Genomic DNA, 14,860 nt, shown 5'->3' on the forward strand with positions numbered 1-14,860 from the left:
TGTGGACCGAAGACGCACGGCGGAGACGTCGCGGTACGCCACGATGGGAGCGCGCTGCGGCAGGGATACGTAGGTTGAGGAGGCCCGGGGATGGACGCGACGAGTCATGCGGTGGGGACGGCCACGGCCGGTGGCCGGGTGGTCGGCGGCCAGGCCGGCCCGGCGGACCCGCTGGTGCCCTACCTGTCGGCGGACTTCCCCTGGTACGGCCTGGACGACGGCTGGACCGGCCGTCGCTACCTGATGCAGGCCGGCGCCGGGGGCCCGCGGGCCGGTGCGGGCGGCAGCGTCGACTACGGCACGCTCGGCCACGGCGAGGAGCCGGCCAGGCAGTACGAGCCGCGCGACGTGCGCAGGTTCGCCGTCGTCGTCACGGTCGCCCGCCGGGAGAGCCGCCGCAGCGCCGACAACACCGGCACCCTGGAGGCGACGTCCGCCTCCTCCGCGGCCTGGCTGGCCGGCTCCGGCCTGCTCGCCTCGACCTGGCCCGGCCAGCTGGACCGCGCGCTGCGCCAGGACTGGCTCGACCAGCAGTCCGCGCTCGCCTGGGACCTCGCCGACGACCTGGCCGGCCCCGGCTGGTCCACCCTCAGCCTGCCGGTGAACGGCCTGCCGCAGCCCTTCCGCTACCGCGAGTCGGAGTACGGCTGGGTGCTCGCCGGCGAGGCCCCCGGCGTCCTGCTCGGCGCCTACGGGCGCGGCGTCAGCGCCTACGGAGCGGGCTTCTCGACCGTCCCCGACCTCAGCGCCTACACCCGCCCCTGAGACCGACCCCCACGCCGGCCCCGGGACCGGCCCCCAACGGCGCGACGGGCCGGACGGTTCTCCACCGTCCGGCCCGTCGCCCGTTCCGTCCGGGGCTGGTGCCCGTCAGAACTTGTTCTTCGGGGTGAGCCCCAGGGAGAGGCCCGAGAGGCCGCGCTGGCGGCCGCCGAGCTTGCCGGCGACGGCGCGCAGTGCGGCGCCGGCCGGGGAGTCGGGGGCGGCGAGCACGACGGGGCGGCCGTCGTCGCCGCCCTCGCGCAGGCGGACGTCGATGGGGATGGAGCCGAGCACCGGGACGGTGGCGCCGACGGTCCGGGTGAGCGCGTCGGCGACGGTCTGGCCACCGCCGGTGCCGAACACGTCGATCATCTCGTCGCAGTGCGGGCAGGGCATGCCGGACATGTTCTCGATCACGCCGACGATCTTCTGGTGGGTCTGCACCGCGATGGTGCCGGCCCGCTCGGCCACCTCGGCCGCGGCCATCTGCGGGGTGGTGACGATCAGGATCTCGGCGTTGGGGACGAGCTGGGCCACCGAGATCGCGATGTCGCCGGTGCCGGGCGGCAGGTCCAGCAGCAGGACGTCGAGGTCGCCCCAGTACACGTCGGCGAGGAACTGCTGGAGCGCGCGGTGCAGCATCGGGCCGCGCCAGACCACGGGGGCGTTGCCCGGGGTGAACATGCCGATCGAGATGACCTTCACGCCGTTCGCCTGCGGCGGCATGATCATGTCCTGGACCTGGGTGGGCCGGCCCTCGACGCCCAGCATCCGCGGCACGCTGTGGCCGTAGATGTCGGCGTCCACCACGGCGACCTTCAGGCCGTCCGCGGCCATCGCGGCCGCCAGGTTCACCGTCACCGAGGACTTGCCGACGCCGCCCTTGCCGGAGGCGACCGCGTAGACGCGGGTCAGCGTGCCGGGCTTGGCGAACGGGATCTCGCGCTCGGGGGCACCGCCGCGCAGCAGCTGGGAGAGCTCCTTGCGCTGCTCGTCGCTCATCACGTCGAGCTCCACCTCGACCCCGGTCACACCGGGGACCCTGCCGACCGCCTCGCGGACGCGGGTGACGATGGTGTCGCGCATGGGGCAGCCGGAGACCGTCAGGTAGACCGCGACGCGCACCGCGCCGCCCTCGGCGATCTCGACCGATTTCACCATGCCGATCTCGGTGATCGGGCGGTTGATCTCCGGGTCGTTGACGGTCGCCAGCGCCTGGCGTACGGACTCCTCCGTTACGCCGGCCGCGACCTCTGTCTCGTTGGCCATGCCTTGATGGTACGGCTCCGGGCGTACCACTTAACCCGGCGGTAGCGTGCCGCCGGTCACAGCACCTCGGAGGCGTCCCGGCGCTCGTCGATCTCCTTGAGCAGGGACTGGAGTTCGGAGCGGAGGAAGTCGCGGGTGGCGACCTCGCCCAGGCCCTGGCGCAGGGCGGCCACCTCGCGGGTCAGGTACTCGGTGTCGGCGATGTTGCGGTCGCTGCGGGCACGGTCCTGCTCCATGTTGACGCGGTCCCGGTCGTCCTGGCGGTTCTGCGCCAGCAGGATCAGCGGCGCCGCGTACGAGGCCTGGAGCGAGAGCACCAGGGTGAGGAAGATGAACGGGTAGTCGTCGAAGTGCACCTCGTCCGGGAGCAGGGTGTTCCAGCCCACCCAGACGACCACCACGATCGTCATCCAGACGATGAAGCGCCCGGTGCCGAGGAAGCGCGCGATCCGCTCGGAGAGCTTGCCGAAGGCCTCCGGGTCGTACGTCGGCAGGGTGATCAGGCCCGGGCGGGTGGTGCGCGGCTGGTCGAGCCGGGTGCGGCCGGTTCCGGTGATGACGGGCTCGGTGCGCTGGGTGCGGCCGCGTTCACGGGCGCGCACCTCGCGCAGCTGGCGCAGCTCGCCCTGGAGGCGCTGGCGGGGCGTGTCGTCCCGGCGGCCCTTGCGGTCAGCGTCCACCGGCGGTCGCCTCTCTCTCGTCGGCGGGCCCGTGCAGGGCGGCCTCGCGCCAGTCCTCGGGCAGCAGGTGGTCGAGGACGTCGTCGACGGTCACCGCGCCGACCAGGTGGTCGGCCTCGTCGACCACGGGGGCGGCGACCATGTTGTACGTCGCCAGGTAACTGGTGATCAGCGGCAGCGGGGTGTCCGGCGGCAGCGGGTCCAGGTCGTCGTCCACCAGCGAGCCGACCAGGGTGTACGGGGGCTCGCGGAGCAGTCGCTGGAAGTGCACGGTGCCCAGGTACTTGCCGGTCGGGGTCTCGTTCGGTGGGCGGCAGACGAAGACCTGGGCGGCCAGGGCCGGCTTGTTGTCGGCGACCCGCACGCGGGCCAGCGCCTCGGCCACGGTGGCGTCCGGTTCCAGGACGATCGGCTCGGTGGTCATCAGACCGCCGGCGGTGTTCTCCTCGTACTTCAGCAGGCGGCGGACCGGCTCGGCCTCGTCCGGCTCCATCAGCTGGAGCAGTCGTTCGGCCTCGTCGCCGGGCAGTTCGGAGAGCAGGTCGGCGGCGTCGTCCGGGTCCATCGCCTCCAGGACGTCCGCGGCCCGTTCGTCCTTCAGCTTGCCGATGATCTCGACCTGGTCGTCCTCGGGCAGCTCCTCCAGCACGTCGGCGAGCCGCTCGTCGTCCAGTGCGGCGGCCACCTCGGCGCGGCGCTTGGAGGAGAGGTGGTGCATGACGTTGGCGAGGTCGGCGGGGCGCAGCTGGTCGAAGGTCGCCAGCAGGTTGGCGGCGCCCTGGTCCTCCTCGGGGAGGGCGAAGCCGGTGACGTCCTGCCAGTCGAGGGTGAGCGTCTCGCGCTTGGCCTTGCGCAGCCGGCCGACCCGGCCGATCTGGACGAAGACCTTGCTGATCTCCCACTCGCGCAGCCGGGACTGCACCATCGCGACGTCCAGGACGGTGACCTCCTGGCCGGTCTTGCTCCAGGTGACGGTGCGGTCCAGCAGTTCGCCGAGGACGAGGGTCTCGGACGGGCGCTGTTCGAAGCGGCGCATGTTGACCACGCCGGTGGTGAGCACCTGGCCGGACTCCAGGCTGGTGACCCTGGTCATCGGCAGGAAGATCCGGCGCCGGCCGATCACCTCGACCACCAGCCCGAGCACCCGGGGCGGGCGGCCGCCGAGGCGGAGCGAGACCACCACGTCGCGGACCCGGCCGACCTGGTCGCCGTTCGGGTCGAAGACGGCGACGCCGGAGAGGTGCGAGATGAAGACCCGGCTGCCTGCCCCTGCCATGGACTCCCTCGACTCGTTCGACCTGTTCGACGCCCTGACGGGCGCGGCGGGGCGCCCCGCGGCCTAGGCTACCCGGGCGCCTGCGGCGCGGCCCGGCGAGGCACGGTCGGCCACGGGCCCGCGGCCGGGGCCCGTGACCTGCGGGGGAGCCGGCCCGCGCCCGCACGGGGAGATCCGGTCCGGCCGGCCTCCCGTCCGGGGGAGGTGCGGCTCAGCCCTTGCGGCGCTTGAGGAGCAGCTTCGGCAGCCCGGCCGGGATCGGCAGCCGGGTGGTGGCGGTGGTGGGCATGGGGACGGCGGCGTGCGAGGCGTCCGGCATGGCGCCGGGGCGCTCGGTCAGCCCGCCGGCCGGTTCCAGCCGCAGCACCCGGCACTCGCGGGCCCAGCGGTCGGTGATGGTGTCGGTGTCGGGCGCGTTCAGCCGCTTGCCCTTGAGCTCCTCGACGGCGCCGAGCCAGGCCTCCCCGCCCGGGGCGAGTTCGGTCACCCGGGCCGGCCAGCCGGTCAGCCGGCCGCCCTTGTCCTTGCTGCGGACGGTCACCACCGCGCCGCCGCCGGCGGTCAGCCCGTGCAGCGGCTGTTCGCCGCCGTCGCCGACCACCACGACCGCGCCGTCGTGCCAGGCGTGCCAGAGCGCCCGGCCGTGCTCCTGGCCGTCCGCGCGCACCCAGAGCAGGCCGGACTTCTTCGCGGCCTCCTCCAGCAGGGCCCGGTCGAGGAAGTCGTCGGCGGTCGCGGCTGCGGCAGGCGTACGGTCCATGGCGGACAGCGTAAGGCCTGGGGCGTCCGCGGGATGTCTCACCCGTCGGGCGACAGTTCCGTGATGGCCGCACGGGCCTTACCTTAGGAGCCGCCCCATCCGCCACGAGCCAGAGGAGCGCTGTGCCCGCCGCCCGGCCCGCGACCGCCGCCCCCGCCTCCGCCGACCCCGGCCGCACCGCCTGCGGCCCGGCCGGCGCGGTGCCCCCGCACCCGCTCCCCAAGATCGACCTGGTGCTGCTCGCCGTCTCCGTCTCCGGCATCTCGCTCTCCGCGCCGCTGATCAGCGCCACCGCGGCCCCCGCGCTGGCGATCGCGTTCTGGCGCAACGTCATGTCGGTGGGCGTGCTCGGCCCGTACGCGCTGCTGCGGCACCGCGCCGAGCTGCGCGGGATCGGCCGCCGGGCGCTGCTGCTGGCGGCGGCGGCCGGCGCGCTGCTCGCCGTGCACTTCGCGCTCTGGATGCCGAGCCTGCGGATGACCTCGGTGGCCTCGGCGACCGCGCTGGTGACCACCACCCCGCTCTGGACGATCTTGCTGATGCGGTTGTCCGGGGTGCGGGCGCCCCGGCTGGTCTGGATCGGCATGGCGGTGGCCTTCGCCGGGGTGCTGGTGCTCACCGGCGTCGACATGTCGCTGTCGCCGCGCGCCCTGCTCGGCGACGCGCTGGCGCTCGGCGCGGGTCTCGCGGCGGCCGGGTACATGCTGCTGGGCGCCGAGGTCCGCAAGACCGTCAGCACCACCGCGTACACCCTGGTCTGCTACGCCACCACGGCGGTGGTGCTGCTGGCGATCTGCCTGGCCGCCGGGACGCCGATGGGCGGCTGGCCGGCCGGGGTCTGGTGGCAGATCCTCCTACTGATGATCACCGCCCAGCTGCTCGGCCACTCGCTGAGCAACCGGGTGGTGCGCACCCTGGGCCCGTCCGTCACCTCCACCGCGATCCTGCTGGAGACCCCGGGGGCGGCGCTGATCGCGGCGCTCTGGCTCGGCCAGTGGCCCCCGGCGGCCGCCTACCCGGCGGTGGTGCTGATCCTGCTCGGCCTGGTCCTGGTCGCCCGCGGCGGCCGCAGGTAGCGTCCGGGCGGGGTCCGCGCCCCCGCCCCGGCGTGCCCGGCTCCGGCGGGCGCGGCGCTACAGCCAGCCGTTGCGGCGGAAGCCGCGGTACATGCCGATGCAGATCAGCACGACGCTGCCGAGCACCATCGGATAGCCGTACTTGTGGTGCAGCTCCGGCATGTAGTCGAAGTTCATGCCGTAGACGCCGGTGATCATGGTGGGCACGGCGAAGATCGCCGCCCAGGCCGTGATCTTGCGCATGTCCTCGTTCTGCGCCACCGAGACCTGCGCCAGGTTGGCCTGGAGCAGCGAGTTGAGCAGCTCGTCGAAGCCGTGCACCTGCTCGGTGACCCGGGCGAGGTGGTCGGCGACGTCCCGGAAGTACTTCTGGATGTCCGGGTCGACCAGCCGCTGGAGCGGCTCGGAGAGCTGCTGCATGGGCCGCAGCAGCGGCGCCACGGCCCGCTTGAACTCCAGCACCTCGCGCTTGAGCTGGTAGACCCGGCCGACGTCGGTGCCCCGGCCGCCCTTGTTGGAGAAGACGTCGAACTCGATCTCGTCCACGTCGGTCTGCAGCCGGTCGGCGACCAGCAGGTAGTTGTCCACCACCTGGTCGGCGATCGCGTGCAGCACCGCGGAGGGGCCCTTGGCGAGCAGCCCGGCGCCGTCCGCGTCGGCCTCCAGCCGGAGCCGCAGCTCCTGGAGCGAGCTGTGACCGCCGTGCCGGACGGTGATCACGAAGTCCCGCCCGGCGAAGACCATCAGCTCGCCGGTCTCGACCACCTCGCTGGTCGGGGTGAGCTGGTCGTGCTCGACGTAGCGGATGGTCTTGAAGACGGCGAACAGCACGTCGTCGTAGCGCTCGACCTTGGGTCGCTGGTGCGCGTGGACGGCGTCCTCGACCGCCAGCGGGTGCAGGCCGAAGCGCTGGGCGATGCCCTCGAACTCGGCCTCGGTCGGCTCGTGCAGCCCGATCCAGCTGAACGATCCTGCACCGTCCTGCACTTGCTGCGAGGCCTTGACGAGGCGGGCCGCCTCGCGCGGGCTGCAGCTCTCGCCCTGGCGCAGGCCGTGCCGGTAGACCGCGCAGTCCACCACGGCCGAGGTGGACGCGCCCGGGTGGATCGAGTCGAACAGGGCGGAGTCCGAGCGGCGGCGGTTGGTGCGGACGGCGGCGCGCAGGCTGTTGATCATCGACATGGCAGGCTCCCTGGGGCAGGAGCCGCCGCACGGCGGCGCGGTGAAGGGGTGGCCGTGGTGCGACGGCGAAGGAACACCGGTTTGAAAGGCGCCTGCGGTCGGTCCTCGGCCTTGCTGGGGCACGCGCTGGAACGACCGGACGCCGGTGAGGGTGCTCTCCCGGCCGGTCGACACCGCCTCGGTCGTCCCCGCGAACGCGGCGCGCCCAGCTACTGCTGGGGCTGTTTCAGCCTGCGTGGCGAGGGGTACGGGGAAGGCGTCCGGGCCGGGTAGAGCTGCCGGTACTGCATGGTCGGCTGGTATCCACCGCAACCACCTCCTTCACGCCGCTGCCCCGGAGGAGGTAAGCATCCCCGGTGGCCAGTCGCTCACACTAACATCTGACCGGCCATCGCCGCTGCGGAGTTCTCGTGACGCTCGTGACAACCGTGCGCGGCCCCCGGGTTACGCTCACCGCATGGCGCACGACTTCCCCCTCTTCGGCGACCCCTCCGCGGCCTCCGGCGGCGGTTCCCACGATCCCTCCGGGCTCTCCCGGGAGGCGGTGCTGGCCGCCGTCGAGGCGCGGCTGCTGACCACCTTCGGCGAGACCAGCGGCCGCGCCGCGGTCACCTTCCTCGGCGCGGAACGGATCGAGGTGCTGCGCTTCGGCCCGGACGCCGAGGGGCTGGTCCGCTACGCGACGCTCGGCATGGCCACCGCGCCGATGGCCGACCCGACCGCGATGGTCGCCGACCAGGTCCGCGGCCCGCGCGCCGAACTGGTCCTGACGATCCGTGGGGGGCGCGACAGCGTGCTGCGCACCCTGGCCACCTTTGCCGCGACCCCGCAGGTGGAGGGTCTGGTGGTGGCCCCCGGCGGCTCGCTGGACCTCGGCTCCCCGCTCTGGGACGGAGCGCCGTTCACCTCGGTGCTGGCCGCCGAACCGGGCGGCCTGGTGGCCGATCTGGAGCTGGAAGACCCGGCCGACCCGGTCCGCTTCCTGCCGCTGCTGCCGATGACGCCCAACGAAGCCGGCTGGAAGCGCGTGCACGGCGCGGCCGCGCTGGAGGAGCGCTGGCTCCAGCACGGCACCGACCTGCGCGACCCCGACCGCCGCGCGGTGCCACTGGACTGACACCGGATCAGACCCTGGCCGTGGGCTCCCGTCTCCCGGGGCGGAGGCGGGCCTGGCCGACCCGGCTCGGGCTGGAGCAGGCGGGCCTCCGGACGCTCCCGCACCCCGGCGTGCGCGCCGGGCCCGGGCTCAGCCCCCGATCGGCTTCGCGCCGGTCGCCTGCGCCAGCAGCGCCTCGTAGACGGCGGGATCGGTGGTGTGCTCGCCGAGCCGGACGGTCTTGCGACCGCCGTGGTAGTCGCTGGACCCGGTGGTCAGCAGGCCGAGTTCGGCGGCCAGCCCGCGCAGGTGCTCCCGGGCCGGCTCGTCGTGGTCGACGTGGTCGACCTCCAATGCGGCCAGCCCGGCCGCGGCGAGGTCGGCGATCACCTGGTCGGAGACGGTCCGCCCGCGCTTCACGGCGCCCGGGTGCGCGAAGACCGGCACCCCGCCGGCCGCCCGGACCAGCCGGACCGCCTCGACCGGGTCGGTCTCGTGCTTGCGGACGTCCGCCCGCCCGCCGTTGGCCAGCCACTCGGGCGTGAACGCGTCCGAGACGGTGGCCACCACACCGGCCTCCACCAGCGCGCTGGCGATGTGCGGCCGGCCCACCGAGCCGGTGCCCGCGATCCGTTCGACCTGCTCCCAGCTGATGTCCGCACCCAGGGCGCGGCAGCGCTCGACGATGGCCCGCCCGCGGCGGAACCGGTCGGTGCGCACCAGCTCGCGCTCCTGCGCGAACTCCGGCTCGGCCGGGTCGAACAGGTAGGCCAGCAGGTGCATGCTGATGCCGTCCACGACGCAGGACAGTTCGGCGCCCGGCACGAGGGTCAGCCGGGTGCCGGCCGGCAGCCCGTGCACCGCCTCGGCGGCCTCGGCGTGGCCGGCCACCGTGTCGTGGTCGGTGAGCGCCACCACGTCCAGGCCGGCGGCGACCGCCGCCGCTACCAGCTCGGCCGGGCTGTCGGTGCCGTCGGAGGCGTTGCTGTGGGCGTGCAGGTCGATGCGCACGGCGGGGTCTCCCTGGGGCTGGGCGGCGGGTGCGGCCCAGGATAGTGCGGGGGTCAGCCCAGTAGACGGGGGGAGAGGGCGCCGCACGGCAGCAGGTCCAGCTCGGCGCCGGCCTCGCGCAGGTCGGTGAGGACCAGCTCGTCGTACATCACCAGCGCCGACTGCTCGGGCCAGGCCACCGCCCAGAGCCAGAGCCCGCGGGCCTCGCCGACGAAGACCGCACGGTCGGCCGGTGCATCCGGGACGTGGAACATCGGGGTGGGCCGCCCGGCCGCCATCAGCTTGGCGTCGGCGGGCTTGTAGAGGGCGACGGACTCGCCCGGGTCCGGGCCGGCCAGCCCCGCGTACCGGGCGCCGAGCCCGACGCCCAGCTCCTCGGCGACCAGCACCAGCTCCCCGAAGCCGCCGAGCGGTGCCGGTCCGGAGCAGGCGACGGCGGTGGCCCGGGCGCCCGAGACGTCGTCGCCGACGTGCGCGATGCCGGTGTAGAGCCAGCCGACCGGGAGCGGCCAGGGTAGCCAGACGGGGACCTGTGAACGGGCGACGGCGACGCCGAGCGCCTCGATGCTCGGGGGCAGCACCGGCTGCATCGGGTGCACGGCTCCGTGCCGGTCGCACTGCCAGGTGTCTGAGAACAGACCGGGGGCGCGGACCCGACCGGCGCACCTCGGGCAGCTTGGCTCGCCCCTCATAGCCGACAACGCTCCTCCCTCCGGACCGCCGCGTCAAGGACGATCACCCGTACGGAGGGCTCGGCGGCACCCGTCGGTGGCGGGCGCGGGTCCGGTGCCGGGCGGGCGCGGTGCGGGCGGCTCCCGGTAGGGGATGTCCAGCGGCGGGCGGCGGCAAACGTCGGCCCCGGGGGACGGTTGGGCCCCTGACGCACTGACGCCCCGTCATCGGCGATCGCGGTGACGGGGCGTCAGTCTGGTATCGGAACGTCGGGGTCGGACGCTCCCGGGTCTTCGGCGGCGGGTGAGGGCTCCCGGTCGGAGGCGCCGCGCTGGGTCAGACGGTCGGGCACGGACGGATGAGCAGGCGCTCGCCGGTGCGGGCGGCGGCCTGGACGAACTCGCGGACGGTCTCGGCGTCGGCGATCAGTCGGTCGGTGGCGGTGCCGTTGGCGTCGTCCAGTCGGAGGATCTCGAAGCGCATGGGCGTCTCCTTTCCTGGCCCCGTGCGGGGCGGTCGTGGCTGAGTGGGTATCAGCCCTTTCGGGGTCTGTCGTGCCGAACGTTCGGCGGTCTGCTGCGGCAAAAGGGCTCCCCCCTGCTTGCCGAAGGACCGCTGGTCCCTGCCGGAGGACCTCTGGTCCCTCGTGGTCCACGCTGTCGTGGTGCTGCTACCGGGCCGTTGCCCGTCCGTAAAGTCCTGGTTTCGGCTGATGCGCGCCGACGTCGATTCCGACGATGATTCCCGGACAGAATCAAATATTACCGCAACTAACGAATTTTGTCCTGCACCGGCGCCGACCGGGCCGGCGGAAGGGCCCGGCCGAGCCCCGGATGCGGCTCCGGAAAGCGCTACGAACGGCCCCAGAAGCCGGTCAGCGCCTCGGCCGTGGCGGCCGGCTGCTCGGCGTTGGGGGAGTGGCCGGCGTCCTCGACCACGACCCGGCCGGCGCCCAGCCGTTCGGCCATCTTCGTCTGCTCCGGCACCGGCCACGCGTAGTCCCGGACGCCGGAGAGCACCAGGACGGGCAGCGCGCCGGCGGCCGTGGCCAGCTCGTCCACCCGGTCGGGCGCGGCGACCAGGTGGCTGCCGGTGGTCATGAGCGACTGCGGCACGTTGGCCACCCAGCGGCGGTGCAGGAACTCGGAGACCTCAGGCGTGCGCTGCTGGGCCGGGTCGCCCGAGCCCTCCTCCATCTGCTGGAGCACCTGCCAGATCTCCTCCAGGCTCATCGAGGGCAGCACCGAGACCAGCAGCTTGGTGCGCTCCGCCTCGCCCGGATCGATCGCGCCCGGCCCGGTGGACATCAGGGTCAGCGAACGCCAGGGCAGCGGGCCCTCGGCGGCGGCCGCCAGGACGGCCTCGCGGACCACCTGGCCGCCGAAGGAGTGGCCCAGCAGGTGCAGCGGTTCCCCGTCGGCGGCGAGCGCCGCGGACAGCGCGCGGACGTCCTCGCCCAGCGCCTCGACGGCGTAGGCCGCGGGGTCGTCGGGGCCGCCGGTCTCGTACTGGCCGCGCTGGTCGACCGCGGTCACCCGGTAGCCGGCCGCCGCGAGCGGCTCCAGCAGCGCGATGAAGTCCTCCTTGCTGCCGGTGAACCCGGGCACCAGCAGCGCCGACCCGCGCACCGCTCCCGCCGGTTCGGCCCGCAGGGCGGCGAACTCCCCGCGGGCGGTCGCCACCCGCAGCGCACCGGCGCAGCGGGGGAGGGTGAGGAACGGAGGCGTGCTCATGGGCGGATCTCCTGGATCTCCTGCGGCTCTTCCTGCGGCACGGCGGGAGTGACCCGCCGGTAACCCCCACCGTAGCCGTGCGCCCGTGCCGGAGGGGGCGGCCCGTCCCGTCTCGCGGGACCGGGCCGCCCCCTCCGGGCGGCGTCTCGGCGGGTCAGCTCTCCGGCGTCGCCTCGGCGGCCTCGGCGGCCGGACGACGGGTCCGGGCACGGCGGCGCGGGGCCGGGGCCTCGGCCGGGGCGTCCGCGGCGGCCTCGGGCGCCGCAGCGCCCTCGGCGGCCGGCTCGGCCTTGGCCTTGGCCCGGCTGCGGGTGCGCCGGGCCGGCTTCTCCGCCACGGCGGCGTCGGCGACCGGTGCGTCCGCGGCCTCGGCGACCGCGGCCGGAGCCTCGGCCACCGCGGCGACGGCGGTCTCGCCGGCGGCGGTGCTGCGCGGACGGCGACGGCGGCGGCGCGGGGCCGCGGCCTCGCCCTCGGCGCCCTCGACGGCCGGAGCCGACGGGGCCTCGACGACGGCGCCCTCGACGGGCGCGCCGGTCACCGCGTCGGCCGCGACCGCGCTGCCGCCACGGGTGCGGCGACGCTCGCGGGTCCGGCGGGCCGGCTTCTCCTCGGGGGTCTCGACGGCGGCGGCGGGCTTGCCGGAGCCGCCCTTGGCAGCGCCGCGGCCCCGGCCGCCCGCCGCACGCGAACCGCGCCCGCCGGTCTCGCCGAGGTCCTCGACCTCCTCCGCGCCGAGCCCGGCCCGGGTCCGCTCCGACCGCGGCAGCACACCGGTGGTGCCCTTGGCGATCTTCAGCAGCTCGTACAGGTGCGCCGAGGTGGAGTAGGTCTCCTCCGGCTCGTTGAACGGCAGGTCCAGCGCCTTGTTGATCAGCTGCCAGCGCGGGATGTCGTCCCAGTCGACCAGCGTGACCGCGGTGCCGGAGGCGCCGGCCCGGCCGGTGCGGCCGATCCGGTGCAGGTAGGTCTTCTCGTCCTCGGGGCACTGGTAGTTGACGACGTGCGTCACGCCCTCGACGTCGATGCCGCGGGCCGCGACGTCGGTGCAGACCAGCACGTCGACCTTGCCGTTGCGGAACGCGCGCAGCGCCTGCTCGCGGGCGCCCTGGCCGAGGTCGCCGTGGACGGCGCCGGCCGCGAAGCCGCGCTGGGTCAGCTGGTCGGAGACGTCGGCGGCGGTGCGCTTGGTCCGGCAGAAGATCATCGCCAGTCCGCGGCCGTCGGCCTGCAGGATGCGCGACACGACCTCGACCTTGTCGAGCGAGTGCGCACGGAAGATGTGCTGCTCGATGTTGGCGACGGTGGTGCCGGTGTCGTCCGGGGCGGCGGCCCGGATGTGGGTCGGCTGGCTCATGTACCGGCGGGCGAGGCTGATGACCTGGCCCGGCATGGTCGCCGAGAACAGCAGGGTCTGCCGCTTGGCCGGCAGCATGGTGAGGATCTTCTCGACGTCGGGCAGGAAGCCCAGGTCGAGCATCTCGTCGGCCTCGTCCAGGACGAGTGCGCGGACCTGCGCGAGGTTCAGCTTCTTCTGCCCGGCGAGGTCCAGCAGGCGGCCCGGGGTGCCGACGACGATGTCGACGCCCTTCTTCAGGGCCTCGACCTGCGGCTCGTAGGCCCGGCCGCCGTAGACGGCCAGCACGCGCACGTCGCGGACCTTGCCGGCGGTCTGCAGGTCGTTGGTGACCTGGGTGCAGAGCTCGCGGGTCGGGACGACGATCAGCGCCTGCGGGAAGTCGCTGAGCTGCTCCTCGGTGGCGCGGCCGGCGTCGACGTCGGCGCGGACGACGACCCGCTCGATCAGCGGGAGGCCGAAACCGAGCGTCTTGCCGGTGCCGGTCTTGGCCTGGCCGATGACGTCGTGGCCGGTCAGCGCGACCGGGAGGGTCATCTCCTGGATGGGGAAGGGGTGGACGATGCCGACGGCCTCCAGGGCCTCGGCGGTCTCCGGGAGGATCCCCAGGTCCCGGAAAGTGGTCTTGGTGGGTTCAGCGGTGGTGGACAGGGTGCTGCCTCTTCCGTGTGGAGGGGCCGAGAGCGAGCGGCGGGCGGGCAGCCGCGCGGCTGCGTAGGGGCCGGTACGGCCCTGATGACAGCTGCGCGGACGCACAACCGCGCCGGTCCCTGCGGCCGGCCGGTCCGCGGGGCCCGGTGAGGGGCGCGGTCACGGCGGCGTCGGGGAGGATTCCCGTGAGGGACCTGCGCGGGACCTTCGCCGGGCGGCGCGGTCTCGGCGGCCCTCGCTCGGCCACTGATGCGGTGCCAAGGCTTGAAGTCCAAGCCATGGTCGGAGCCGATCGGCTCTCCGACCGGGCATCCGCGTACGTGAGGACCCGGCTTCCGGTACGGACACGCCCTGAGGGGCGGTCCCGCTACGGAGCGGGCTTGCCCGGCGCACCGAGACGGCGGTGACACCGTGCGAGCACTACGGGTCTCCCTACCACCATACCGTGACGCGACGACTCGAACACGTGACGCGCATGACATCGCTGCTCGGAGGCCCTGCGGGGCCGCCCGCGGCCCGTCCGCCGGGCGACCGGCACGCCCGGGGCCGGCCGCGCCGCCGTGCGTGTGCCGGAGGGCGGGCGGGACTAAGGTGGCCGGTCATGGAGACCCATGGTGAGACGCAGGACGACGGGGCCGGTTCGATCGGGGACTGGGCGAGCTGCTCGGCCGACCCCGGCTACCGGGCGGCCGTGCTGGACCTGCTCGGCGCCCTCGCGTACGGCGAGCTGAGCGCCTTCGAGCGGCTCGCCGAGGACGCCAAGCTCGCGCCGGACCTCGCCGACAAGGCCGCGCTGGCCCGGATGGCCTCCGCCGAGTTCCAGCACTACCAGCGGCTGCACGACCGGCTCGCCGAGGTCGGCGCCGACCCGCAGGAGGCGATGCGGCCGTTCGTCGAGCCGCTGGAGCTGTTCCACCGGATGACCGCGCCGTCCGACTGGCTGGAGGGCCTGGTCAAGGCGTACGTGGGCGACGCGATCGCCACCGACTTCTACCGCGAGGTGGCCGTCCGCCTCGACGACGACACCCGCGACCTGGTCCTCGGCGTCATGTCCGACACCGGGCACGCCCGGTTCGCGGTCGACAAGGTGCGGCAGGCCATCGAGGCCGACCCGCGGGCCGGCGGCCGGCTGGCGCTCTGGGGCCGGCGGCTGATGGGCGAGGCGCTGAGCCAGGCCCAGCGGGTCGTCGCCGAGCGGGACGCGCTCTCCAACCTGCTGGTCGGCGGCGTGCAGGTGCAGGGCTTCGACCTGGTCGAGGTCGGCAAGATGTTCAACCGGATCACCGAGGCGCACACCAAGCGGATGGCCGCGCTGGGGCTGGCCTCGTAGGGCGG

The 14,860-nt window shown here is 74.3% G+C and carries 14 protein-coding genes; 4 read left to right on the top strand and 10 right to left on the bottom strand.

Features of this window, described 5'->3' with window-relative positions; all coding sequences use genetic code 11:
- The first annotated feature begins 90 nt into the window (after positions 1-90).
- The gene (locus tag J5Y04_RS07945) at positions 91-765 is read left to right on the top strand and encodes a hypothetical protein (protein ID WP_209411154.1); all 675 of its coding nucleotides are present in this window, start codon (positions 91-93) and stop codon (positions 763-765) included.
- Between the two features lie 105 nt (positions 766-870).
- Here J5Y04_RS07945 and J5Y04_RS07950 read toward each other — a convergent pair whose 3' ends face one another.
- The 4 genes from J5Y04_RS07950 to J5Y04_RS07965 form a co-directional block, all read right to left on the bottom strand.
- Positions 871-2,031 carry an Mrp/NBP35 family ATP-binding protein gene (locus J5Y04_RS07950; protein WP_148643045.1) on the bottom strand — a complete coding sequence of 387 codons (1,161 nt, stop codon included), beginning with the start codon at positions 2,029-2,031 and terminating at the stop codon, positions 871-873.
- Positions 2,032-2,087: 56 nt separating this feature from the next.
- Positions 2,088-2,633 (bottom strand): DUF1003 domain-containing protein, encoded by a 546-nt coding sequence (locus J5Y04_RS07955; RefSeq protein ID WP_307853025.1) that lies wholly within the window; start codon positions 2,631-2,633, stop codon positions 2,088-2,090.
- 67 nt (positions 2,634-2,700) lie between these two features.
- Positions 2,701-3,987, bottom strand: coding sequence for a magnesium transporter MgtE N-terminal domain-containing protein (locus J5Y04_RS07960; RefSeq protein WP_148643043.1), 1,287 nt, complete (start codon positions 3,985-3,987; stop codon positions 2,701-2,703).
- Positions 3,988-4,198: 211 nt separating this feature from the next.
- Positions 4,199-4,747, bottom strand: coding sequence for a hypothetical protein (locus J5Y04_RS07965; RefSeq protein WP_209411155.1), 549 nt, complete (start codon positions 4,745-4,747; stop codon positions 4,199-4,201).
- Positions 4,748-4,869: 122 nt separating this feature from the next.
- Between J5Y04_RS07965 and J5Y04_RS07970 the strand changes: the two genes are divergently transcribed.
- On the top strand, positions 4,870-5,823 hold the full coding sequence (locus tag J5Y04_RS07970; protein ID WP_374105966.1) for a DMT family transporter: 954 nt from the start codon (positions 4,870-4,872) through the stop codon (positions 5,821-5,823).
- A 57-nt stretch (positions 5,824-5,880) separates the two neighbouring features.
- Here J5Y04_RS07970 and corA read toward each other — a convergent pair whose 3' ends face one another.
- Positions 5,881-7,005, bottom strand: a complete 1,125-nt coding sequence (corA, locus tag J5Y04_RS07975; protein WP_209411156.1) for a magnesium/cobalt transporter CorA — start codon at positions 7,003-7,005, stop codon at positions 5,881-5,883.
- A 457-nt stretch (positions 7,006-7,462) separates the two neighbouring features.
- On the opposite strand from corA, the gene J5Y04_RS07980 reads away from it, so the two are divergent.
- On the top strand, positions 7,463-8,122 hold the full coding sequence (locus tag J5Y04_RS07980) for a suppressor of fused domain protein (protein WP_209411157.1): 660 nt from the start codon (positions 7,463-7,465) through the stop codon (positions 8,120-8,122).
- A 129-nt stretch (positions 8,123-8,251) separates the two neighbouring features.
- On the opposite strand, the gene J5Y04_RS07985 is transcribed toward J5Y04_RS07980, so the two are convergent.
- The 5 genes from J5Y04_RS07985 to J5Y04_RS08005 all read right to left on the bottom strand — a co-directional run bounded on the left by J5Y04_RS07985 (position 8,252) and on the right by J5Y04_RS08005 (position 13,630).
- Complete coding sequence (locus J5Y04_RS07985) at positions 8,252-9,112, bottom strand: PHP domain-containing protein (protein ID WP_209411158.1); 861 nt, start codon at positions 9,110-9,112, stop codon at positions 8,252-8,254.
- Between the two features lie 53 nt (positions 9,113-9,165).
- Positions 9,166-9,804, bottom strand: a complete 639-nt coding sequence (locus J5Y04_RS07990; protein WP_209411159.1) for a DUF6758 family protein — start codon at positions 9,802-9,804, stop codon at positions 9,166-9,168.
- Between the two features lie 316 nt (positions 9,805-10,120).
- The gene (locus J5Y04_RS07995; RefSeq protein WP_153882781.1) at positions 10,121-10,267 is read right to left on the bottom strand and encodes a hypothetical protein; all 147 of its coding nucleotides are present in this window, start codon (positions 10,265-10,267) and stop codon (positions 10,121-10,123) included.
- Positions 10,268-10,635: 368 nt separating this feature from the next.
- Positions 10,636-11,517 (bottom strand): alpha/beta fold hydrolase, encoded by an 882-nt coding sequence (locus J5Y04_RS08000; protein ID WP_209411160.1) that lies wholly within the window; start codon positions 11,515-11,517, stop codon positions 10,636-10,638.
- Between the two features lie 154 nt (positions 11,518-11,671).
- Entirely contained in the window at positions 11,672-13,630 is a 1,959-nt protein-coding gene (locus J5Y04_RS08005; RefSeq protein ID WP_374105967.1) for a DEAD/DEAH box helicase, read from the bottom strand.
- A gap of 496 nt (positions 13,631-14,126) precedes the next feature.
- Between J5Y04_RS08005 and J5Y04_RS08010 the strand changes: the two genes are divergently transcribed.
- Positions 14,127-14,855 (top strand): ferritin-like fold-containing protein, encoded by a 729-nt coding sequence (locus tag J5Y04_RS08010; RefSeq protein ID WP_209411161.1) that lies wholly within the window; start codon positions 14,127-14,129, stop codon positions 14,853-14,855.
- Positions 14,856-14,860: the final 5 nt, after the last annotated feature.

Origin of the sequence: Kitasatospora sp. RG8, assembly GCF_017813315.1 — a bacterium.
Taxonomy (GTDB): domain Bacteria; phylum Actinomycetota; class Actinomycetes; order Streptomycetales; family Streptomycetaceae; genus Kitasatospora.